Annotated in this window: 16 protein-coding genes and 3 pseudogenes; 5 read left to right on the plus strand and 14 right to left on the minus strand. The window is 69.6% G+C overall.

Annotation, left to right across the window (positions count from 1 at the left end):
* Nucleotides 1-5 precede the first annotated feature (5 nt).
* The 9 genes from AB0389_RS21535 to AB0389_RS21575 form a co-directional block, all read right to left on the minus strand.
* Complete coding sequence (locus AB0389_RS21535; RefSeq protein WP_366397051.1) at nt 6-518, minus strand: topology modulation protein; 513 nt, start codon at nt 516-518, stop codon at nt 6-8.
* A gap of 96 nt (nt 519-614) precedes the next feature.
* Nucleotides 615-1,685: a hypothetical protein gene (locus AB0389_RS21540; RefSeq protein ID WP_366397052.1), complete on the minus strand. Its 1,071-nt coding sequence runs from the start codon at nt 1,683-1,685 to the stop codon at nt 615-617.
* Nucleotides 1,682-3,421 carry a carbamoyltransferase C-terminal domain-containing protein gene (locus tag AB0389_RS21545; RefSeq protein ID WP_366397053.1) on the minus strand — a complete coding sequence of 580 codons (1,740 nt, stop codon included), beginning with the start codon at nt 3,419-3,421 and terminating at the stop codon, nt 1,682-1,684. The genes AB0389_RS21540 and AB0389_RS21545 overlap by 4 nt, the downstream gene beginning before the upstream one ends.
* Nucleotides 3,418-4,389 (minus strand): thymidylate synthase, encoded by a 972-nt coding sequence (locus AB0389_RS21550; protein WP_366397054.1) that lies wholly within the window; start codon nt 4,387-4,389, stop codon nt 3,418-3,420. Before AB0389_RS21550 ends, AB0389_RS21545 begins: the two co-directional genes overlap by 4 nt.
* Entirely contained in the window at nt 4,386-6,260 is a 1,875-nt protein-coding gene (locus AB0389_RS21555) for a hypothetical protein (RefSeq protein ID WP_366397055.1), read from the minus strand. The genes AB0389_RS21550 and AB0389_RS21555 overlap by 4 nt, the downstream gene beginning before the upstream one ends.
* Nucleotides 6,257-6,928 carry an HAD family hydrolase gene (locus tag AB0389_RS21560; RefSeq protein ID WP_366397056.1) on the minus strand — a complete coding sequence of 224 codons (672 nt, stop codon included), beginning with the start codon at nt 6,926-6,928 and terminating at the stop codon, nt 6,257-6,259. The genes AB0389_RS21555 and AB0389_RS21560 overlap by 4 nt, the downstream gene beginning before the upstream one ends.
* A gap of 5 nt (nt 6,929-6,933) precedes the next feature.
* A complete protein-coding gene (locus AB0389_RS21565) occupies nt 6,934-7,440 on the minus strand; it encodes a LuxR C-terminal-related transcriptional regulator (RefSeq protein WP_366397057.1) in 507 nt (168 codons plus the stop codon).
* A 38-nt stretch (nt 7,441-7,478) separates the two neighbouring features.
* Nucleotides 7,479-7,982 carry an ATP-binding protein gene (locus tag AB0389_RS21570; RefSeq protein ID WP_366397058.1) on the minus strand — a complete coding sequence of 168 codons (504 nt, stop codon included), beginning with the start codon at nt 7,980-7,982 and terminating at the stop codon, nt 7,479-7,481.
* 108 nt (nt 7,983-8,090) lie between these two features.
* Entirely contained in the window at nt 8,091-8,903 is an 813-nt protein-coding gene (locus tag AB0389_RS21575; protein WP_366397059.1) for a TauD/TfdA family dioxygenase, read from the minus strand.
* 168 nt (nt 8,904-9,071) lie between these two features.
* Here AB0389_RS21575 and AB0389_RS21580 point away from each other — a divergent pair, with 168 nt between their 5' ends.
* The 3 genes and pseudogenes from AB0389_RS21580 to AB0389_RS21590 all read left to right on the plus strand — a co-directional run bounded on the left by AB0389_RS21580 (nt 9,072) and on the right by AB0389_RS21590 (nt 14,968).
* A complete protein-coding gene (locus AB0389_RS21580; RefSeq protein ID WP_366397060.1) occupies nt 9,072-9,509 on the plus strand; it encodes an NUDIX domain-containing protein in 438 nt (145 codons plus the stop codon).
* 21 nt (nt 9,510-9,530) lie between these two features.
* A complete protein-coding gene (locus AB0389_RS21585) occupies nt 9,531-10,709 on the plus strand; it encodes a helix-turn-helix transcriptional regulator (RefSeq protein ID WP_366397061.1) in 1,179 nt (392 codons plus the stop codon).
* A 1,137-nt stretch (nt 10,710-11,846) separates the two neighbouring features.
* Nucleotides 11,847-14,968: pseudogene (locus tag AB0389_RS21590) on the plus strand (discoidin domain-containing protein).
* 513 nt (nt 14,969-15,481) lie between these two features.
* Here the strand turns inward: AB0389_RS21590 and AB0389_RS21595 are convergent.
* From AB0389_RS21595 to AB0389_RS21610, 4 genes and pseudogenes are all read right to left on the minus strand, one after another.
* Nucleotides 15,482-15,880 (minus strand): annotated as a pseudogene (locus tag AB0389_RS21595) (AMP-binding protein); the annotation flags it as partial.
* Nucleotides 15,881-15,885: 5 nt separating this feature from the next.
* Nucleotides 15,886-17,322, minus strand: a complete 1,437-nt coding sequence (locus tag AB0389_RS21600; protein WP_366397062.1) for an amidohydrolase family protein — start codon at nt 17,320-17,322, stop codon at nt 15,886-15,888.
* A gap of 232 nt (nt 17,323-17,554) precedes the next feature.
* Nucleotides 17,555-18,538: a VOC family protein gene (locus AB0389_RS21605; RefSeq protein WP_366397063.1), complete on the minus strand. Its 984-nt coding sequence runs from the start codon at nt 18,536-18,538 to the stop codon at nt 17,555-17,557.
* 22 nt (nt 18,539-18,560) lie between these two features.
* Nucleotides 18,561-19,418, minus strand: a complete 858-nt coding sequence (locus AB0389_RS21610) for a fumarylacetoacetate hydrolase family protein (protein ID WP_366397064.1) — start codon at nt 19,416-19,418, stop codon at nt 18,561-18,563.
* Nucleotides 19,419-19,604: 186 nt separating this feature from the next.
* Here AB0389_RS21610 and AB0389_RS21615 point away from each other — a divergent pair, with 186 nt between their 5' ends.
* On the plus strand, nt 19,605-20,303 hold the full coding sequence (locus AB0389_RS21615; protein WP_366397066.1) for an FCD domain-containing protein: 699 nt from the start codon (nt 19,605-19,607) through the stop codon (nt 20,301-20,303).
* Nucleotides 20,304-20,556: 253 nt separating this feature from the next.
* A pseudogene (locus AB0389_RS21620) lies at nt 20,557-20,749 on the plus strand (ImmA/IrrE family metallo-endopeptidase); the annotation flags it as partial.
* A gap of 24 nt (nt 20,750-20,773) precedes the next feature.
* Here AB0389_RS21620 and AB0389_RS21625 read toward each other — a convergent pair.
* Nucleotides 20,774-21,673: an IS5 family transposase gene (locus tag AB0389_RS21625; protein ID WP_366397067.1), complete on the minus strand. Its 900-nt coding sequence runs from the start codon at nt 21,671-21,673 to the stop codon at nt 20,774-20,776.
* Nucleotides 21,674-21,800 lie beyond the last annotated feature (127 nt).

Consider the following 21,800-nt stretch of genomic DNA (forward strand, 5'->3'; position numbering starts at 1 on the left):
GGTCGTCAGCTGCGCTGGGCGACGACCCGCTGGAGCCAGCGGCGTGTGTGCCGTCGGCTGGTGAGCAGCACCACGTCCGCGTGTCCTGCGGCGAACTCCTCGATCTTCGCCAGGACGCGCGGTCGCATCGCCCGCCGGTACGTGGCCACGTACTTGATCACGCCCCAGTGGATGCGGTTGTGGACCCCGTTGCCCTTGTGTCCGGCACCGTGCCGGATCTGCCGGGAGAGGATTCCCCACAGCGCGGCCGGAGTCGAGACGTCCATCAGCACCACGGTGTCGCAGGCGTCGAGCCGAATCTGGAGTGTGGAGTTGTAGTTGCCGTCGATGACCCACTTCGGCCGCGAGACGAGGTCCCGCTGCACCTCGGCGAACTCCTCCATGGGCAGCGCGTTCCACTCGTCGTCGTAGAACGCGGCGTCCAGGTGCGTCACCGGGGCGTCCAGGATCTTGCCCAGTTCGCGGGCCAGGTGGGATTTGCCGCTGCCCCCGCAGCCGACGATGGCGACCTTCTTCATGGTGCTCAACCCTAGATGTGTGGGGGTGTACGGACGGCTCGGCGACCGGTACACGTACGGATGAAGCAAGCAGGACGGCGCGACGAGTGCCGTGCATCAGACGGCTCCCTGCTTCGCCGTGGAGACGGCGGTGACGTTGGAGGTGGCGGTGACGGACCTCAGCACCGCTTCGAGGGCGTCGATCTGGTGGCTGAGGCGGAAGAGTTCCAGACGACCGATGCACTGGGTGATCAGTTCGGCGTGATTCCGGGTGCCGGCGATGCTCTGGAGGTAGGCGATCCGCTGGATGACGTCGCTCCCGGTTCCGACCACCAGTGTCTCCGGCACAAATCTCTCGACGTGCCGGATGTCGGCCGGTGCCAACGGAAGGCACCCGGCCAGCACCGTTTCGAAGAGCCGCTGGGTCATCTGGCCGGTCAAGGCGTATCGCTCGGGCAGGAGCAGGACCGTCGCCAGAGTGGAGCCGTAGAAACGGGACACGTCAGCGAAGGGGATTCGACCGACGAAGGTGACGTGCGGCCAGCGGCCGGTGTTCGTCCACTTGCCCGCTACCCGGTGGTCGAAGCGGGTGGCTGCCGGGGCTAAGAAGCGGTGGAACTCGCTGTCCCGGTCGTACTGATTGCCGACGTACCCGAGCGGTATCTCGCGCGGCTGTGCGGCCAGCGCGTCCGGATCGGCACCGTCGATCAGTGCGTCGGCCACCGGGAACAGCAGGCGGTGGGCCCCACGTGTAGGGGCGAGCGCGGCTTCGCAGACGGCGACATGGGGAGTCCGGCGCCAGAGGCTGTCCGTACGAAGCTGCCGGTCCTTGTCCCAGATCACCGTCGGGGTGCGGCGCTGCGCGGTGTAGCGCCTGATGAGTTCGGCCTGGCGGTGCAGGTCGCAGGTGTGGCCCTCGGCATCGCACTCGGTGGTGTTACGTCCTTCGATCGGCCAGCGCCATTCGAGGAACAGCACGTCGATCTCCGGGATGCCGGAGTCGAAGGTGTATGTACCCCCGAGGTCGTTTCCGGCTTCGAAGCGGTCTCGGTCGGCTTGGAGGAAGACGATGTCGTGGCCGCGATCGAGGAGCGCGTCGATCAGCGGGCGGCGATGGCTGCGCCCTCCGTCAGGGGTGTCGGTGACCCCGTTGCCGAGGAAGCCCCAGAAGCTGTATCCGATCTTCACTTGGTGATCCACCGTCCTTCGAGCAGCAGCGCGTCGAGTCCGGAGTGGGCGAGGCAGTCCAAGGCCATGTCGGGGGTTCCGCAGATGGGCCGGCCCTTGATGTTGAGGGAGGTGTTGATCAGCACGGGTACTCCCGTGCGGCGGCCGAATGCCTCCAGGACCTGGTGCATGAACGGGTTCTGGTCGGCGGATACGGTCTGGAGGCGGGCCGTACCGTTGGCGTGGACGATCGCGGGGATACGCTTGCGGGCCTCGTCGGTCACCCGGGAGGCCATGGACATGTACGGGGAGTCCTGGCCCAGGGTGAAGAACTCACCGGCGCGGGCGGCGGTGACCACCGGAGCGAACGGCCGGAAGGGCTCCCGGAACTTCACCGTTGCGTTCAGCCGCTCGACCACCCCGGCTTCCAGGGGTGAGGCGAGAATAGAACGGTTCCCCAGGGCGCGCGGGCCGGCTTCCGCCCGGCCCTGGAAGAGCCCCACGATCATTCCGTGGGCCAGCTGGTCCGCGAGGAACTCCGCGATTTCGGTGCTGAGAACCGTCAGCTTCAGCCCCGGCCACGCGGTGAGGTCAAGCTTCGGCTCGGGGTAGGAGGGGCCGAGATAGCAAGCCCGAGCGATCCCGGCGAGGGGTACTTTGCCACCGTTGCCGCCGTCGGCATGTATGGCGACGGCGGCTCCGATCGCGGTACCGGCGTCGCCAGGGGCGGGTGGGACGAACACCTCGTCGAAGATCTCGGCTTCGACGATCCTTCCGATGCCGACGCAGTTGGTAGCCACCCCGCCGCCCACGCAGAGGCGTCGGGAGCCGGTGAGCAGCCGCGCGCGTCGGGCGAGGTGGAGCATGACGTGCTCGGTGCGCTCTTGGAGGGCCGCGGCCAGGTCCTGGTGGACTTGGCCGACCGGCTCGTCCGGAAGCCGGGGAGCGCCTACCTCGGCGACAAAACGAGGGGATGTTCGCGGGTACCCGGAGGTGAGGACGCGTGGTGGGAAGCAGGCCGGGTCCACGGCGAAGCCCGTACTGGTGGTACGGATGGCGCGGGCGAACAGGTGCCGGAACCGGGCCGGGTCGCCGAGCGCGGCGAGCGCCATGACCGTTCCCTCTTCGTCGCCGCGCCGCCAGCCGAGGTGCTCCGTGACCGCTCCGTACACATAGCCCAGGGAGGCCGGGTCGTACATGGCTTCCAAGGTGCGTGTGACGGCGCGACCGCCGTCGTCACTCGCCCGGGCAATGGTGGTGGTCTGCCGCTCGCCGAGGCTGTCAACGACCAGCACCGCGGACTCGTTCCAACCCGAGGCGGCGAAAGCTGCCAACTGGTGAGCACGGTGGTGAAGTACGGGCGTGACGCGGGCCCCGGGGAAGCGTCGTCCGAGCGACTCCAACCGCCGCTGAGTGCGGAGCGCGACCTTGGCGAACCCGGCGGCGCGCGGCAGAGCACGCCGACGCGTCGCGCTGGAAAGGACAAGTCGCAGGGCGGCGGGGGTCTCGGCGAGATAGCGGGCGGGCTGAAAGTTGTACGCGACGGCGTCGATGTCGCCCGGTGTGAGGCCGGCGTCGTCCAGGAGCCATTCGACAGCGTGGTGGGGGTACTCACGGGTGTGTTTCTTCCCGGACAGGCGCTCCTCCTCAACGAACCCCCGCAACTCGCCGTCGACCAGGAGCGCGGCGGCGGAGTCATGGGTGAAGGAGCAGAGCCCGAGGATGACGGAGGGGGTGTGCTCCGTGCGGCGCCTCATCTCGTCCCCGTTCCCGCTGAGGTCGGGATGGTTGAGGTGGTCGAGGTACCGGTGCGGCGCGCAAGTTCGCCGTACCAGGCGATCAGCGCCTCTCCGAGAGGCGTATCGATCGCGTCGGCGACCCGCCACGCCTGGTCGCGCAGTCCGTCCTTCCACAGCCGGTAGCTACGCATCGTCTCGGACATGGCGTCCCAACCCGGATGCCCTGTCTCCTCCCCCGCTCCCACCTTGGCGAGCAGCTTGTCGAACCCCTCCCAGGGCGTGGCCAGTTCGGGCATAACCGCGCTCGCGGTCACGTCGGTCAGCGCGTCGGCCTTCTCCATGTCGCGCTCGTAGATGTGCAGCGATCCGACTTGGTGGTGATACTCACCCAGCTCGGCGTCCAGCCATCCGGCGACCAGCTCATGGAGCGTGGTGAAGAAGAACAGGTCGTACGGCATGCCGGTCCACACGTCCTGGCCGCGCATGCTGGTCGTCATGTGCAGACGGCCCGCGCGCAGATGGAAGCGGAAACCGAGGGTGCAGGGCACGTCCTTGTGGCCGGCTGCGTCGCGCGCCGGGTCGTAGAGCTGGATGAGCGCCCGCCGCGAATCGGGGTCCTCCTTGAGGATCTCGACGACACGGCGGAGCTGGTCGACCGTCCCGGCCCAGTTACGCATCCGCGGCCCGTAGGCGCCGCGCAGGACGCCGTCGTCCGTGAACTGCCGGAGGCGCGTGTTGTAGTCGTAGATCCACGGCTCGTCGGAGCCGGAGAGATGCCAGACGGTCTCGGCCACCGCGAAGGCCGGGTTCAGGATCCGGGCGGGCGGCGCGTACAGCAGCCGGGCCCGGGACTGGGTCAGCGTCATGGTCACGTTGAGGACCTCGCGCGTGGCCATCCCACGAGGGGCGACCTCCTCGCCGGCCTTGGCCAACAGAACCGCCCCGGTGAAGAGTTCGGCGACGCTGTCGCCGGTCAGGTGTGTCATCGGACGGAGGCTCCCTCGCGCCTCGGCACGCCAGAGGAAGCGGCGCCGGAGGCATCGTGGTGGACGGGGTTGGTGTGCGCCTGGTCCGGGCGGGACCGGTCGATGATGAGTTGGGCGATGTCGCGGGCGCTGTCGCCTCGCCAGCGGCACACCGCGTCGCGTGCCGCCTGTACGCCTCGGGCGTACGGTCCGCTCTGTGTGGTGAGGACGCTCGCGATGTCGGAGGAAGAGCCGCAGCGGTGGGCGAGGGAGTGGTCCGCCAGGCCGAGTGTGCGTTCGCCGGGCAGGTCCAGTTCGAGTACGGGGATGTCGAGAAGTACGGCCTCGATGCCGCAGGTCGAGTACGCGCTGATCACCGCGTCCGCGCCGGCGAGGCAACCTCGCGCGCCGACCTTCGGATCAGCCACAACGACCGGCGGCCTTCCGTCTCGTCGGAGGACGTACTCGAAGGCGTGGCTGTCCTGGGCCGGGTGTGGTGCGATGACCAGGCCCCAGCGCTCCTGCGCCGCCTGGAGGCCGTCGCAGATGATGTCCGCCTGCGCGCGGAGGCGGTCCGGGGAGAACGGTTGACAGGCCCAGACCGCGATCCGGTCACGACTCTGTCCGCTGCCGGCGGCGAGAAGCTTGCGGAGATTACGGCGCTGGGCGTCGCGATCGAGTCCGGCCAGCGCATCGAAGCGTGGCTGCCCGAGGACGTGGATCTCGGCTTCCGGGTGTCGTACCCAGGCTTTCGCCGGGGCGACATCGCGTTCGCCCATGACGACGATGTGGCGGCTGTGAAGGGCGGGCCAGACCACCGACTCCGGTGTCCATGCTCCGTGCTGAATGTGCACGGTGTTGACTCCGTGCCGTTCGGCAGTGTGGACGGCGAGGGCGCCGAGGGGGCTGGTGTCATTGCTCAGCAGAACCGTGTGGGGGCGGACCGCGGTGAGGACTTCGTCCAGCCACGCCTCCGTGCGTATCACCGCACGCCAGGATGGCTGAGTGCATCCGGCCGTCGTCTCGATGAGGGCGGCTGCGAGGCGTTCCAACCTGTCCAGTCGAACGGGGTGCCGGCCAACCATCACACTGCCGTCGGGCCCGGTGGGCTCCTCCGTATCGAGCCGCAGCCCGGAGACGGTCCCCGATACGGCCAGAACCTCAGGAGCCACCGGGCACAGCCGGATCAGTCCGGCGCCGGGCGCCGGGCAGTGCTCCGCCGGGGCGGTGGCAAGGTCGAGGAGAAGACTGGGGTGCCCGTGGCGGTCGAGTTCCTCCAGTACGGGCATCAGCGTCGCGGCGTGCCGGGACGACCAGGACAACGCCACCACCTCGGTGGTCGGCAACGCCGAAGCCGATGAGCTCGGTACAGACGAAGCATCAAGCCGGGGAGCCGACGCCTTCCGTAGCCGCGCGGCCCGTACCGGGTTGCGCGGTGCGGGAGCTCCGAGGGCGTAGGCGACACCGGACCAAGTGACGGTGTAGGAGCGGTACTCGCGGGAGCTGGTCTCGCGCAGGCTGAGCAGTCCCTCGTACGGGGCGACGGTCATGGGACCGGGCGATCCCGCGAAGAGTTCCCAGGCGCTCAACGCCAGCAACTTCCAAACGAGTTGCGCGACCAGGCGGCGTACAGGGACGTGCTGCACGTACAGCCACGAGGCACCGCCGGGTGTCGCCGCGCGGTGGGAGCTGTAGTTCTCCAGCGCCGCCATGATGTTCGCGACGTGCTGATCCGCCTCGCGTCGGTCGATGGGCAGGGCTTCGAGTTCCCGCGTGGTGATCCAGGTGGACCGCGTGTTCCGCAGAGAGGGTTCTCCGACGAGAGCCCAGACGGTCTGGCTGCCGACGGAGGGCCGGATCAGGCCGAGGGCGCTTCTCTTCGACGCGGTCACAGCAGGCTCCCGTCGATGAAAGGCGCCCGCCACCGGTCCTCGTCGAGGATTTCGAGGAGGTCCTTCGGCGCATTGGCGATCCGGGGAGCCGGACTCCCGGGGCGGCCGTAGCCCCAGGCCGCATGGACGTACGGCACCCCCGCACGCCGGGCGCACTCGTGGTCGACCGCCATGTCACCCACGTACACGGCCGACCGCGGATCGACCGAGAGGTCCACGAGCGCGAGCAGCAGCGGATCCGGTGCTGGTTTGCAGCGGCCCTGTCCTCCCCGGGCGGGTGCCCGTACGGAGGCGAAGGGGCAGCCGAGCCTGGCGAGCAGCGGTGCGGCGCGGTCGAGCGGTTTGGATGTCACCACGGCGAGCAGCCAGCCGGCGGCAACGAACGCATAGAGCACGTCCAGTACGCCGTCGAACGGCTCGGCCAGTACGGCGGAGGACTTCGAGGTGGCGGTGTACGTCTGGTGGATCCGGTCGGGTTCGGTCAGCCCGAGGCGTTCCATGATGTCGTCGAAGGGGCGGCCGAGGTGCTGCTCGTACGCCTCGAACGGCACCTCGACACCGTGCTGTGCGCGGACCGCTTGCCATGCTTCTCGCATGACGGGGCGTGTATCGAGCAGGACGCCGTCAAGGTCGAGGACCAGCGCCCGCTGTGGCGGGACTCCCGTCATGGCGATCACCTCTCCCCGCCCCCGTCATCGGCGAGGATCCGCCAGCGGTAGGCGAGGCTCACTCCGTGGGCCGCGTCGGCGGCCCCCATCCTGTCGAGCAGCCGCCGGACGTATTCCTTGGCGTTGTGATGCGACATGAGCTGCCGACGTGCCACCTCACGGGTGGTCGCGCCCTCGCTGAGGAAGCCGAGAACCTGCCTCTCTGCATCCGAGAGGACGGGCTCGGTGGCCTCCGCCGGGATCGTCGGTGTGACGACGCCGTTGCGGTAGGCGAGGGCTACGAGGCGGGCCCGGCTGCCCGTACCGAGCTTGGTCCGGATGCTGCGGAGGTAGCCCTTGACCGTGTCCTCGGACAGCGTGGCGGCCTTGGCGATGTCTCCGTTGCTCGCTCCCTGCGCGAGCAGTCCGAGCACTTCCGTCTCCCTGGGCGTCAATGGCGGAACGGCTGGCGGCGGCTGAACAGGCATGGCAAACAGACCTCCACGTTCGAGCGGGTGGGGACGGCACGGCATTCGGTAGTGCAGGGCGAAGTCCAGGAAGACGACGACTCTCAGAGCGAGGCGGCAACCGGTCGACGGGTCAGGACGGCCCGCACGGTCTTGCCGCTTCCGTCCTCATTGAGTCGTACAGTCCACGCGTCCGCCTCGGCCGAGATGAGCAGGAGCCCTCGGCCGTCGACGGCGCCGGGGCCGCTGACGCGGGGCGTCGGCGGTTCAGGTGAGTTGTCCGCCAGCTCAATGTCGACCACACCGTCCTGAACGACGGCGAGCGTCAGCGTGATGAGTTCGGCTTCGGATTCGGGCTTGGTGCGGCCGTGGTGGCGAGCGTTCGTGGTGAGTTCGCTGACGATGAGCAGCGCCCTGTCGGCGAGTTCGTCGAAGCCCCAGTCCGTCAGGACCTTCCTGGTGAAGGAGCGGGCGGCGCGTGGGGCCAGGTCGTCGGAGTTCAGGGTCAGGGCTTCCCGGAGTTCATACGACTCGGCGGCGGCTGCAAGCAGAGAAGAGAGTGCGTGTCCATTGAGCTGCCTCTCACTCGAATCGCCGACGGTGGTCAAGGACAGGGACGTACGTCTCAAGCCCGGAACCGGGGTCACACCGGAAGAGGCGCTGCTCCCGTACGACTTCCGGACGTCCCTCGGCGAACGTCTGCCCGATGTGGCTCATCAGGCGGCCTCCTTCGCTGTGGACAAGACGCCGCCGGCCTCCGGAGCTACCGTGAATCCCTCGGGGAGGGAGAGGCGCGGCTCGCCGAGGGCGCGCAGGAACCGCCGTTCGCCCCGGAACTCCGTACGGGCGTGGAGCCAGCGCCGGTTGTCCAGCAGATACGCCTGGCCGGAAGAGAGCCTGACCGTGTGCTGGTGGCGCGCGACGGCCTCGCGCAGGTACGGAACGTACGGGCTGACCAGCGGGCTCCACCGCGCCAGTCCGTCCTGCCGCAGACGCACACTCACCCGGCCCCCGGGGTATGCCGTGAACACTTGGGAGAGATGGCCGTTGCCCGCGCCGAAGTAGACGGTGCGCGGTCCGGAGAGCATGGCGACCGCGTCGGGGCACTGTGCCAGAAGCTCGGCATGGACGGCCCGGCCATCGGTCAGAAGGCACTCCCCGCCGACGTCCGCGTCCCGTTCGCACACCAGCAGCATCAGCCGGGGCGGCACCGGAACCGCGGATCCCTCGGTGTGCGCCGCGAGTTCACCGCTTCCGAAGCCGGCGAATCCGGGACGGTCGCCGTGCCGACGGGTGTGACGGATGGTCGTGAGGCCGTCCGGGTCGCTGTCCCGGTGCGGTACGACGGTCATGAAGCGCGCGGCGAACGTCAGAACCGCGCTTCGCCCGAAGAGGCCGTCCACCATGACGAGCCCGGTCTCCCGAAGCCGAGCGGCGACTACCGCGTCGTCAGGCGCGGAGGCGGTGGAGGTGGCGGCGACACGGTGGGCGGCAGGCGGGTCCGGGGGTTGGGTTATGGCTCCGCGCATTCTCTGGCTCCTTCGTTGCTGGTGGGCTGTTCCACTCTCGGGAGCGGGGGTCACCGCGGTAAAGCGACAGATTGTCGACTCGGACAAAACGCCACGTCCGGCCGCCTCTTGTGTGCTGCGTGCTACGTTCCGAAGGACCGGTTCGCAGATCGCAGGGCGAGGAATCTCATGCCGTACAAGCCGCCCCTCTGGCCCGTATCCGTCAAAGGCGTCGCCCTTGACGCCCGGGGCCGTGTGCTGCTGCTCAGGAACGAACGGCAGGAGTGGGAACTGCCCGGCGGGCGTCTGGAGACCGGCAACGAGTCCGGTGGCCAGGTTCCGGATGTGAGCCCCGAGCGGGCCGTCGAGCGCGAAGTGGCCGAGGAGACGGGTTGGGAGGTCAAGGCCGGTCAGCTCATCGACGGCGGCACCTGGATCTACGAGCCGATCCCCGGCCGCCGCGTCCTGATCGTCACGTACGGCTGCACCGTACTGACGCCGGAGCGGACGCCGGTGCTCAGCCACGAGCACAAGCAGATCGGCCTCTTCACCGCCGACGAGGTACCCGGGCTGAACATGCCGCCCGGCTACAAGAGGTCGATCGCGGCCTGGTACGCAGAGACGTAGCACGGCATGAGCGGGGGCAACATGCACGACCGATCCAACCCAACCAGCACCACCGCTCACCGACCATCCGCTCAGCACGCGCTGTGGCACTGGGCCACACCACAGGCCCAACTCCTCCTGGCCGCCGGCGATCTGGGCCCGATCCTGCGCTTCTACCGCACGGTCCACGGCCTCAACCAGACGCAGCTCGGCGCGCTCCTCGGCTACGACAAGACATACATCTCCGCCTTTGAGGTGGGCAGACGCGGACTGGACGATGTGGGTTCGCGCCGCCGGGTCTGCGAGCGGCTGCGGCTTCCTCCGCACATCCTCGGCGTCACCGATCCCGCAGACAGCGACCACCGAGCGATGCTCCAGTTCGGCGAGTCCACCATCCGTCTCGCCGAAATCGCCCGCCAGTCCGGACACGCAACCGCTGCGGTGGAGGAGCTGTGGCCCCTCGTCGCCCGGCTGGAAGCAAGGGTGGAGGACGGTCACACCGAACGGGAAGTCCTGCGCCTCCTCGCCCGTGCCCGGGTCGGACTGGGGGTGGCGCTGGGCAATGTCCTGCCGGAGGAACGGCTGAGCACCGCCGCACACTGGACCGCCAAGAGCCTCCCCATCGCCGAGCACTTCGACGACCGCGGCTTCCTCTCGTACGCCCTGCGGATGCACGGAAACGAGCTGCGCAAAGCCCGGCTGCGCGGAGCCGCCGTCAGTCGTCTGCAACGCGCGACGGCGCTGGCCCCGGACCCCGACGCCCGCGCGGCGGTCCTGCCGCTCCTCGCCCGCGCCACGGGCGCACTCGGCAACGCCGACCTCTTCGACCGTGCCATGCGCGAGAGCGACGAACTTCTCCACTCCGTTGAACACACAAGCCTGTTCAACCCGTTCGCCCTCCACGAGGTACGGCTGCGCGGCCTGGTCGCCACCGGAAGAGCCGAGGTCGCCGTACGGCTGGCCGAGAACGTGCCCGGCCCTACGACGGCGGTCGCGCCCCAGTGGCATGTCATCGAGCGCGTGACGGTGGCGCACGTACGGCTCCTCGCCGGCGACCGGCACGGTGCCGCCGATTCGCTTACGGCGACCAGAGAAGCGGTACGGCAGCGCCTCCCGCACCAGCTCCAGCGCATCATCAGAACCGCCGGCGACCGGCTTCCCCACATACGCGGTACGGCATGCGATGCCCTGGAACGGCTCCGCGAGGAAATGGCCGCCTGATACCCCGTCGGAAATGCGAAGCAGAGGAATCCGCCGTGCCGCCATGGGTACGCCTCCTCAGTTCCCGCCGAGAGCCGAAAGCCCTCGACAACAGCGGACGGGACACGCTGCCATCGACGAGCGGAACGCGCATATCGCGTGTGCAATGGGAACTTGGGCTGCGATATCGCAGCGGCAATGTCAGCATGAGGACGATGCGACCGGACGAGGCGAGGAGGGGATGTGAGCAGTGAACGACGTTGCCTTACGTGCGGCTGCCGACTCAGCCGGTACAACCCTGACGACCGGAATCTGTGTGGGCCGTGCGCACGTCGAGCGCCAGTCCCGACGGCGCCCGAGTCTCCGTCCCTGCCGACCGCCGTCTGGTCGGATGCCGAGGTCCAAGGTGCCCTGCGGGGGATGGACTTCGGACTGCTCTGCCGCCTCCTGCGCCAGCGCACCGGAATGCGGCAGGACGACCTGGCGAGCCTCGCGGGCCTCAGACAGGCGTCTCACTACACATTCGGCGTCGTTTCAAAATCGATCACTCTGGTGCTGTCGGCTGTCGTGGCGCCCCGCCGCTGTGAGAGCAGCCCGGCGACGGCTTGGACGACGCCGCTCATCTGCTCACGACGTCCTCGGTGGCAGGCGAGGGAACGCCAGTTCCGCGGATGCCCGATACGTTGCTCGACTTGCGGATGTACCGCTGACCAGCGCTCTCGGCGCGCCGGACCGCCACCCGCCTTCCGGTATCGATCGAACCCGGCCAGGTGCCACGGCATACGGCGAGATCGGGGGACGGCGTGCATCCGGGTGAATCCGTCTTTCCGGTCGGCGAGAGGGATGGCGTCGGCGCGGATCAGCGTCATGTCGGTCCTGGCGCTCCCCAGCGAATGGGTGGCGGCCAGGAGCTCTCCGGCCCCCGCCCCACGGCCCTTCCGCCCGCAGCCGCTCGATCTCGGCGAAGCCGACCGAGCACACACACCGGGCGGCGTGCGGCCCACCGAGCCGGTCGCCGGTGAATCCTGCGTTTTCCCTTGACGGAACAAAACCGGGGCGGCGAGGGTGGCCTCCAACATCTTTGACAACGTTGTCCGGCTTGCCGTGCCGTACGACCGACATGAGAACCCGTCAGAGGAGAACCACTGTGGGGGAGCGATATCTCTGCCCCTCGGCCGCCGCCGACTGCTCCAGATCCTCGGCGTGTCCGGGGCCGCGGCCGCTCTGCCGGCGGGAACCGGTTCGTCGTCGGCCGTCGCCGACGCGTCGGACCCCGCGGCGGCGGGCGGACACGCGGCCGACGACGACGTCGCCGCCACGTACCACCGGGTCCTGCTGCGGCACACCCGCTGGTCCGAGACGCAGTGGGATGAGACGCGCGGCATCTACACCGACAAGTTCTTCGGCTTCGCGGTGGGGCTCGGCCACGCCGTGCTGCTGACACGGGGCGGCTACGACGCGGAGCTGGCGGGTGTCGACCGGGACACGCTCAAGCGGCGGACCCTCGCGACACTGAGCCACTTCGCCGCCTCCAACCGGCTGACCGGTGGCACGCAGTGGGGCCGCACGCTGTTCTTCGACACCACTTTCCAGTCCTACTTCGTCCTCGCCGCCCGGCTGCTCTGGGACGATCTGGACACGCGGACCCGTTCCCTGGTGGACCTGATCGTCCGGGAGCAGGCGGCGTACACCCACTCCCTGGGCACCGGCGACGACCGGCCTCCGGGAGCTGGACGCCCAACGGCCTGACGGGCGGACACGTCGGTGACACCAAGCTGGAGGAGATGGGCATCTACGCCCAGGCCCTGGCTCCCGCGCTGGCCTGGGCCCCGGACGACCGGCGGCGCGCCGAGTGGGCCGCCGACTACGGGGCCTGGTCGCGCAACGAGGCGGGTCTGCCGCAGGCCGACCTGGCCAACCCGGCGCGCGTGGACGGCGTTCCGGTCGCCAGGAACACCGCCAGGAACACCTACGACACGTTCATCGTGGAGAACCATGGCTCCTTCGGGCCGCACTACCAGGCGGAGCTGTGGCGCACGTCGGGGCGGAACGCGGCCCACTTCCTGGCCGCCGGGGAGCCGCTGCCCGAGGTACTGACCCGGCAGCCGAACGCCGGGCCGCTGTGGCGGACCCTGCTGGGCGTGATGTCCGACGCGGGTGAGCCGCTGATGCCGATGGTGAACGACCGGGAGCACCTCTACGGCCGGGACGTGATCCCGCTGGCCTTCCTCTCCCGGGTGATGGGCGATCGGGCGGCGGCCCGCGCCGAACGGGAGCTGGCTGCGCGGCTGGAGGCGTACCAGGCGTACCCGCCGGAGCACCGGCTGGCGAAGTTCTCCGGCGAGCCGAAGTACGAGCCGGAGGCCCGCGCCGAACTGGCCATCAGCTATCTGCTGCACGTGTGGCCGGGGGCCGGTGAGCGTGTGACGCCGCTGTCGCGGGCGGAGCTGTTCGCATACGCCTCCGGGGTCGCCGACTACGGGGCCGGGCCGGGCCTCGTCTCACACCAGTCCACCGCCGCCTGGGCGGGCGCGGTGTCCAAGCCCGCGTTCGTGAAGTTCGCCTGGCAGCCTGGCCACGACGACTGGCTCTTCCGGATCAGTGGCAGCACGCCGATGTTCCTGCCCTCGACCGCCGTGGAGGTCACCGGCAGGTCGGTGCGCACGCACACCAGGCTGCGCGACGGGTTCGACGGGAGCGCGACGCTCCTGCGGCTGAAGGACGGTTTCGCGGGCTTCACCACCCTCCCCACCGGTGCGGTCGTCTACGCCGCCGACGGTCCGGACACCCTCGGCGGCCGGTTGGAGGTGCACAACCTCACCATGCCGGGCATGGCGGGTCTGGACGGCGGTCGTACCTACCGTTACGCGGAGGGCTCGGCCGCGGTCACCGCCCGGGACGCCTCCGGCGGCTCGACGGGCCGGATCGACGACGTGGCTTTCGACCGGGTGACGGCACGCCACCTGCGGGTCCTCGGCGTCACGCCCGATCCCGCGTACGGCTACTCGCTGTTCGCCGTGGAGGCCCGGGACGGGAAGGACGGGCGGGACCTCGCGCGCGGCGGGGCGGCCACGGCTTCCTCGTACACCCCGGGCAAGGGCCCGGGGCTGGCCGTGGACGGTGACGACACGACCCGCTGGGCGGTGTCCGTCGCCGACCGGCAGCGCGCCGACAGCTGGCTGGCGGTGGACCTCGGCGCGCCGCGTGCCCTGGACCGGGTCACACTGCGCTGGGAGAGCGCGGCGGGCCGTGCCTACCTGCTGCAGGGCTCGGACGACGGCGAACGGTGGACGGACCTGGCGAGCGGTCCGGTCCCGGCGCTGCGCAGCACCGGCGGCTGGCTCGACGTGGACGGCCGCGCGGGTCTCGTGCTGCGCGGGCAGCGAAGTCCGCTCGCCGTGTACGGGGACACGATCGTGCTGGCCGACGGGTCGCCGGGCCCGCTGGTCGTCGAGGGGTACTGCGGGGCGTCCCCCGGCGAACTGCGCGCCCTCGCCGGCCGTCCGGCGCCGACGGCCGAGGACCGCCGGGTGCGCGCGGCGGTGACGGACGGTCACCTGAGCCTGTTCAACCTCTCCGAGGAGGCGCTGCGCACCCGGGTCGCTCTGGTGCAGGAGGGGCGCGGTCGGGAGGTCTACGAGGGCGTGCAGACGGTGACCCGGAGCGGTCTGCGGTACGAGGCACGGCTGGAAGCGGCGTCGGCGCTGCTGCTGCCGCCGCGGTTCACGCTGGTACCGCTGTCGAGGCGGTCCCTGCCGGACGGGCTGCGGGTGGAGGTCGTCGACGCCGCCACGCTGCGGCTGACCGGTCCGGCCTGCCGGGTGAGGGTCGAGGCCCAGGGCCGGAGCACAGCGGTGACGGTGCGCCCCGGCCACGGCACGGAGGCCACGGTGCGCGGGGCTCAGCCGTATCCGACGCGGGACCACGCTCTGGGCCGGGCCACCTTCCCGAACGCGCCGCTGCCCGGGGGGATGTCGGAGCCGGCGGCGGCGGTGGACGGTGATCCGGGCACATCGTGGCGGCCGGGTCGCGACGGCCGCATGGTCGTTGACCTCGGGGAGCCGCGCGCGGTGCGCCGGGTGGAGGCCGAGTGGCCGGCCGGGCGGGCGCCGACGGCGTACGTGGAGTTCAGTGACGACGGCATCCGCTACCGCCGGGCGGGCGCGCTGACCGGCCGTGTCGGAAGCGTGCGCGGGTCCGGCTCGCCGCGCTACGTGGCGCTCCGGGTGTCCGGCACACCGGAGGCGCACACCGGGCTCGTACGGCTTTCGGTGTACTGAGCCGAGGACGGCCACGCCGCGTCGGCGGTGCTCCTCGGCCGATGTACGCGGAGATGTTGCCGGTGCCGTTGTTCGGGGCGATGTACGGCGAGGCGGTTGCCGCCGCGGTCGGTGAGTCCCACGCCGCCGATCACAGCGGGGGGAGGCGACGGTGGCACCGCCGACGGCGGTGATGAGAGAAGAGCGGCAGACCACGTCCCCTCCGGGGAACTCCGGCCGGTGGCACCGAGGGGAGTGGCACCCACAGCGGATGCTCGAACGGCACCCGGATTCCCGCGACCGTCGGTGCGGCCTCGAGCGCATGCGGTCACGGGGTCGTCCCGCCCAGCGGGGCGCTATCGAGGCGGTGGACGAGGATGACATCGCGCACGGTCCGCAACGCCTGCCGTATCCTCGTCCCGTCGGCTGTGATCCTTCCCCGCGAACCGGTAGCCGTCGGCGGCGATCAGCACGACCGGCTCCAGCTGACCCAGTCTCGCAGTGACCGCCGGCCACGCATAGTCCTGGCCCACGGAAGACCACACCGCCCCCCACCGACGCCGTCGCGAAAAGCGCCACGACCGCCTCGGGGACGTGCGGGAGGTATCCCGCCACGACGCCTCCCTCGCCGACTCCGAGATCGGTCAGGTGTCCGGCGAGTGCTCTCACCTGGCGGCGCAGCTCGGCGCGGGTCAGACACTGCTCCTGTCCCGTCTCATCCACGCCGATGACGGCCACGTCCTCGGGAGAACCCTGAGCGAGCAGGTACTCCGCGAAATTCACCGACCGACCAGCGCCAGAGCGCGTCGTAGTGCGGCGCCGCGACCCCGCGGGTAGCCTCCACCCAGTCCGCGAACTCCCGGATGCGCGGCGTGCGGCGGCCACCGGTGGCGGGGCCCACAGCATCACGCTGTCGCTGTCGTGCACTCCCATCCGCCTCACACCGTGATGTCGAGGTCGTATTCGATCGCCTCAAGGAGCCGATCGCGCGACTCGACGACCTCACGGCGCAGACGCGCAGCGTCCTCGACGAGCAGTTCGCCGCGCCACTTGCGCGGTCTGCCCGCGACGAAGACCGCGTCCACGCTGCGGGCATCGGCGCCGAGCACGACTGTGGCGACCGAGTTGTTGAGCGGGAAGTTGGTGAACTCGCCGGCGTTGATGAGAACCACGTCCGCCTCCTTCCCTGGCGTGATAGACCCCGCCCGATCCCACACGCCGTTCGCCTTCGCTCCGGACACCGTCGCGAACTCGAGCACGTCACGCACCCCGATCGACGCCGGAGCGTCCTCGTCGCCGTGGAAACGCCGGTTCCCCGCCTGCATCCGCTGGACGTTCAGAGCCACCCGCATCTGTGTGAACATGTCCGACGACAGCGAGCACTCGACATCGATGCTGAAGGCCGGGCGCAGTCCGACGTCCAGCGCCTTCTGGATGGGCGAGATCGACTCGAAGATCTCGAGCTGCTGATCGGAGGTGACGGCCAGCGCAACCTGCCCGCCGGTGTCGGAGATGATCTTCCAGGCAGCATCATCGAGCGTGCCGCCGTGGATCCACGTCAGATCTGGGCCGAGCACGCCCTCCTCTGCCAGCCGCTGGATGTGCGCGGCCGCCCCGGGCCCCTGCGCTCCGTCCACCGAGATTCCGATGCCGAGGTCGCGCGCCTGGCGAATTCTCTCGCCCGACAGCAGGGCATCGCCTTCGACTGTCGGCAGGACCTTGGGCATCAGTCCGATCCGCAGGGTCACGAGCGCGTCGTCCGAGGGGAAGTACTCCTCCCTCACCCGCGTCAGGTCCGTCAGCCAACTCGGATCCCACTCGCCGCCCATCGGCGGCGAGGAGGCGAAGACGCCTCGCGCGCCGGAGTCCTTCCACGCCGCCACTACGGCATCGGAGTGCTCGGGAGAGCGAATGTTGTGGCTGAAGTCCAGCACGCTGGTCACGCCGGCATCCATTGCGCCGAGGGCGGCGAGCTTCGTGCCCAGGTACATGTCCTGGGGTTGATACGCCGGACCGAGGCGCGTGTGCGCCAGCGCGAAGTACTCCATGATGTCGGCGTCGGCCCACAGCCGGCGCATCTGCGTCTGCCAGCAGTGCCGGTGAGCGTCGATCATCCCCGGAATCACCACATGGCCCGACGCATCGACGATGCTGGCCTGGGCCCGGGCTGCGGTCTCGCTCAGGTCCGCACCCACCGCCTCGATCTTCGAGCCGCGGATCAGGATGTCTCCGGCGGCGAGATCCCCCACCGTCGGATCCATGCTGACGATCGCAGCACCCTGAATGAGCACCGGTCGATCCGGGGCGGAAAGCAGTTGGTCCAGCAACTGATCGCCCCGCCCCGACGAGGCCGAGGTGAACGTCGAGTTCGTCACGTCCGTATCTCCTTCTCCACGAAGCAGCCGCTCTCGCGGGTGCTTCCGTTGCAATAGTGAGGACAGCAGGTGGGAGGCGGCGCCAAGTTCCGGCGCACCAACTCGTCGAGCATCAGCTGCGTCTCGACACTTCGGCATCGCCCGACGGGTCCGGTCGTTCATCGGTCCGTGCGCGTCGACGGCCGCCACCGGCCTGGTTCAATTCCTCGTCACCGGCGCCCCGTCGGCGTGGTCATCGCAGCCCACCCTCGGTGACGGAGTGTGCGCCGACCATGTAGCCCGCGAGATCCTCGGGGGCCAGCATGGAGGCCGGAGGTGGGGGACCCCAGGTGTACATGGCGTGGGCGGCGTCCCAGACCTCGGCGTGCCAGAGCGCATCGTCGACGATGCAGTCCATGTCGGAGTAGTACTCGGAGTAGTTGCCTGCCGGGTCCTTGAGATACCAGAAGAAGTTCGAGCCGATGTGGTGCCGGCCCAGGCCCCACACGTGCCGGTCTGGGTCTTTCTCCAGCATGGCGGCCGCACCGCGGCCCACCTCGTCGACGTCGTCGACCTGCCACGAAGTGTGGTGCAGGAACTGGATGGGGGCGCTCTGGATGGCGAGATTGTGGTGATCGGTGGAGCACCGCATGAACGCGGCCAGGCCGGGGACGGTGTCGCTGACCTTGAACCCGACGCCCTGCTGGAAGAACGCCTCGGACGCCTCCTGGTCGGTGGAGCCGAGGACGACGTGGCCGAGCTTGCGGGGCTGGACCGGTGTGTCGCGCAGGATGCCCGGGGCACGCATCCCGACGCGGGCAGCCACACCGGGGCTGTTGTACGGCGGGGCCGGGTGGGGTTCCTGCGAGATGCGGTCCGCGATCTCGACCTGCACGGTGACCCCGGTGCCGGGGTCGGTCGCGCGGAGACCGGCGGAGGTGCGCTCCAGGGTGATGCCGAGCGCAGCCAACGACGCGGCGACGCGGTCGAGGTCGTCAGGATTGTCGGCGCCGACACCGAGCCGCAGCAGCCGGCGGCGTGCGGAACGTACGATGCGCAACTGCTCGCCGCCGTCGGATGTGGAGAAGGCGTGGTCGCCGGGTGACGTCAGTGCGGGAGGGGAGTCGCCTCGCGCTTCGACGGAGGTCGGCAGGAGCCCGAAGTCGGTGTAGTAGGCCGCGGTCGCCTCGGGGTCGGGTACGCCCATGACGATCTGGGTCAGGCGGTGGAGTGGCACGACGTCGTCCTTTCTGCGGTGGTCAGGGGGCGGCAGCGATGCAGCGTTGCCGCAGTTGGCCGATGCCGGACACGTAGCTCACGAGCTCGTCACCGGGAGCCAGCCAGCGTGGCGGCGTCCGAGCCACGCCGACGCCGCCCGGCGTTCCGGTGAACAACACGTCTCCCGGCAGCAACGGCAGGTTCTCGGAGAGCTGGGCGACCATCGACGGGACGGAGAAGATCAGGTTGCTGGTCCGGCTCTTCTGGACTTGCTCACCGTTGACGAAGCAGCCGATCTCGAGGTTGTCGCGATCCTCGATCTCGTCGGGGGTCACCAGCCACGGGCCGATCGGACCGAAGCCGGGAAGCGACTTCCCGAGACTGTACTGGGGCGCAGGCCCGGCCGTCTGCAGGATGCGTTCGGAGAGGTCCTGACCGACGGTCAGCCCGGCGACGCTGCCCCAGGCCCGGTCCTCGCGGACGCGATGGGTGTACCGGCCGATGATGACGACGAGCTCGACCTCCCAGTCGACCCGTCCGCCCTCCGGTAGCTCGACGTCGCTGACGGGGCCGGTCAGGCAGGACGGCCACTTGGTGAACAGGACGGTCGCGGCGGTGGGTTCCGCCACGCCGGCTTCGGCCGCGTGGTCGGAGTAGTTCAGCCCTATCGCCAATACCTGCCGAGGGGTCGGGGCCGGCGGACCGAGCTCCTCCACACGGAACGGCTGCCCGGCCGAGGGGTCGACGTCGGCCGCCCACGCGACGAACTCCGCCCAGTCGTCGTAGACGCCCTGCGGGTTCGGGCCGAACCGACCGCTGCTGGCCCGCTCGACGTCGAGGGCGACGATGCCCGCGCCGTCGACCAGGGCCAGCCGCCCGGAGAGGTTGGCGATGCGCATGAGACCTCGCTTCCATAAACCAGCATGGTGGTTTATTCTCTCGAGAGGTTGGCATGTGACCCGGGCGACTTGTCAAGAGCTGGAGCCGAAACTGCCATGCTAGTTTTTCGGGGTGTCTCCGGAGGTCGTAAGCGACAGGAGGTCGCGGTCATGGCTCACGATGCGCAGCACGCCTCCTCTACGTCCGTGTCCACTCGGCCCGAACAGGTGGCCGAGCGGCTCGCGGCGCTCGCCGCGGCCGCCGAACCTGGCGATCGCCTGGGCACCAAGGGGGAGTTGCGTGCCTACTGCGGGGTCTCGGTGGGCACCTTCAACGAGGCGCTGCGCCTGGTGCAGGCCCGCGGCGTGGTCATGGTCCGCACGGGGCGTGTCGGAGGTCTGTTCGTCAGCCACCCGTCTCCGACGGTACGCCTCGGGCACGCCGTCCTCGCGCTGGACGAGGACGCGGCCGCGGCGTCGGTGACCGACGCCGGACGCATCCGTAACGCTCTGGACCCCCTGATGGTCGAGCACGCGGTTCGGTTCGCGTCGGTGGAGGATCTGGACTCGATGCGGCGAGAGCTGGCGCGGATGTCGGCCGCGGCGGACGAACTCGACACCATCGGGTTCATCCGCGCCAACTGGGCGCTGCACGTGGCCATCGCGGGAGCGAGTCCCAATGCGATACTGCGCTGCTTCTACACGAGCATGATCGAGCTCATCGAGTCGCACACGATGTCGGTCGAGCCCGCCGTCGAGCAACCGCTCACCGACGGACTCGCGAGGCGGCACCGGATCCACGTCGCGCTCGTCGACGCCATCACCGACCGCGATGAGCGCCTCGCGATCGCGCTCATCCATGAGCACAACGACACCACCGCCCGCAAGGAGATCGATCCCGGCTGACTTTCCGGACGGTGTCGGAGACGAGTCCTAGACGGAAGGTGCGTTCATGCGATGGAGCACTGTCCTCGATGACGAGGGCGACCAGCGCGTCGGGGTGTGGAGCCGACAGGGCCTGCACCCGGTCCCGAATGGCTGCTCACTTCTCGGTCTCATCGCCGAGGACCGACTGGACGATGCGGCGGCCGAAGCACTCGAAGGGCCGGCGCAGGAGTTCGGCGCCGTCCTGCCACCGATCCCGCGGCCGCCGTCGATCCGCCAGGCCTGCGAGGACTTCCCGCCGGGTTCTCCCGCCCGTGACCTGGCCCGCATTGGCATCGTCAACTACTTCGCCGCGGCGCTGATCCTGCCGTATACGCCTTCCACACGGCTCCGAAGAGGTCCGCTACGACATCGAACGCCTCACCGACCGCTACGGCCTCGGCTACGAAACCGTCTGCCACCGCCTGAGAGCCTGTCGGGTGGCCGGTTGATTACGCTGCGATGAGGTCTTCGGCAGTGTTGGCTCGGGCGGTCTTGCGGTGGGGTTCATGGCTCCACCGCGCTGGCTGCCCGGCGAGCCGGACAAGCATCAGGCGGATCATCGCCACCTTGATCATGGCCTCGGAGGTCGCTGTCAGCCGTTCGTAGTCCCGGGCCAGCCGGCGGTTGCGGACCAGCCAGCCGAACGTCCGCTCTACCACCCACCGGCGCGGGAGCACCTTGAATCCCTTGGTGTCGTCGGTCCGTTTCACGATCTCGACAACGATGTCCAAGGCGTCGCGGGCCCATGAAAGCAGTGTGGAATCAACGGAGTTGGCGTATCCGCCGTCGGCCCACACCAGGCCGACCGTGCGGAAGCCGGCGGCGAGCCGCGCGAGGACGGTACGGCCTCCGGCCCGGTCCTGGACGGACGCGGAGGTGACGGCGACCAGCAGCAGACCCATCGTGTCGACGAGCACGTGCCGATTGCGACCTGTGGTCCGCTTGCCCGCATCGAATCCGCGTGCCTCACCGCCCTCGCTGGACTTGATTGTCTGGGCGTCGATCACGGCGGCCGACGGCTCGGGATCGCGTCCGGCCTCGACGCGTACCCGGCGGCGGAGCGCATCGTGGATGCGGTCCCAGGTGCCGTCCTTGCGCCACTTGGTGAACCAGCGGTGGGCTCCGTCGAAGGGCATCAGGTCGTGCGGGAGCATCCGCCACTGACAGCCCGACCGCAACAGGTAGAAGATCGAATCCAGTACGAGCCGGTCCGCGTACTTGCGGACCCCGCCGCCTTTCCGCAGGTCACGAACCGGCAGCAGCGGTCTGACAATCTCCCACATCTCATCGGTCAGGCTGGACGGATAACATGAGCCACTGACGGCCCCGGAGTTGTCGCACGTACACACACCGCGTGATCATTCCGGGGCCATCGTCATGCCAGGAAGGCGACTCACGACAGTCGCTCTACGCACACGACCGGCCACCCGACAGGCTCTCAGACAGGGCTACCTCTCACAGCTCGAATCAGGCGCG

The organism is Streptomyces sp. NPDC093109, assembly GCF_040701725.1.
GTDB lineage: Bacteria > Actinomycetota > Actinomycetes > Streptomycetales > Streptomycetaceae > Streptomyces.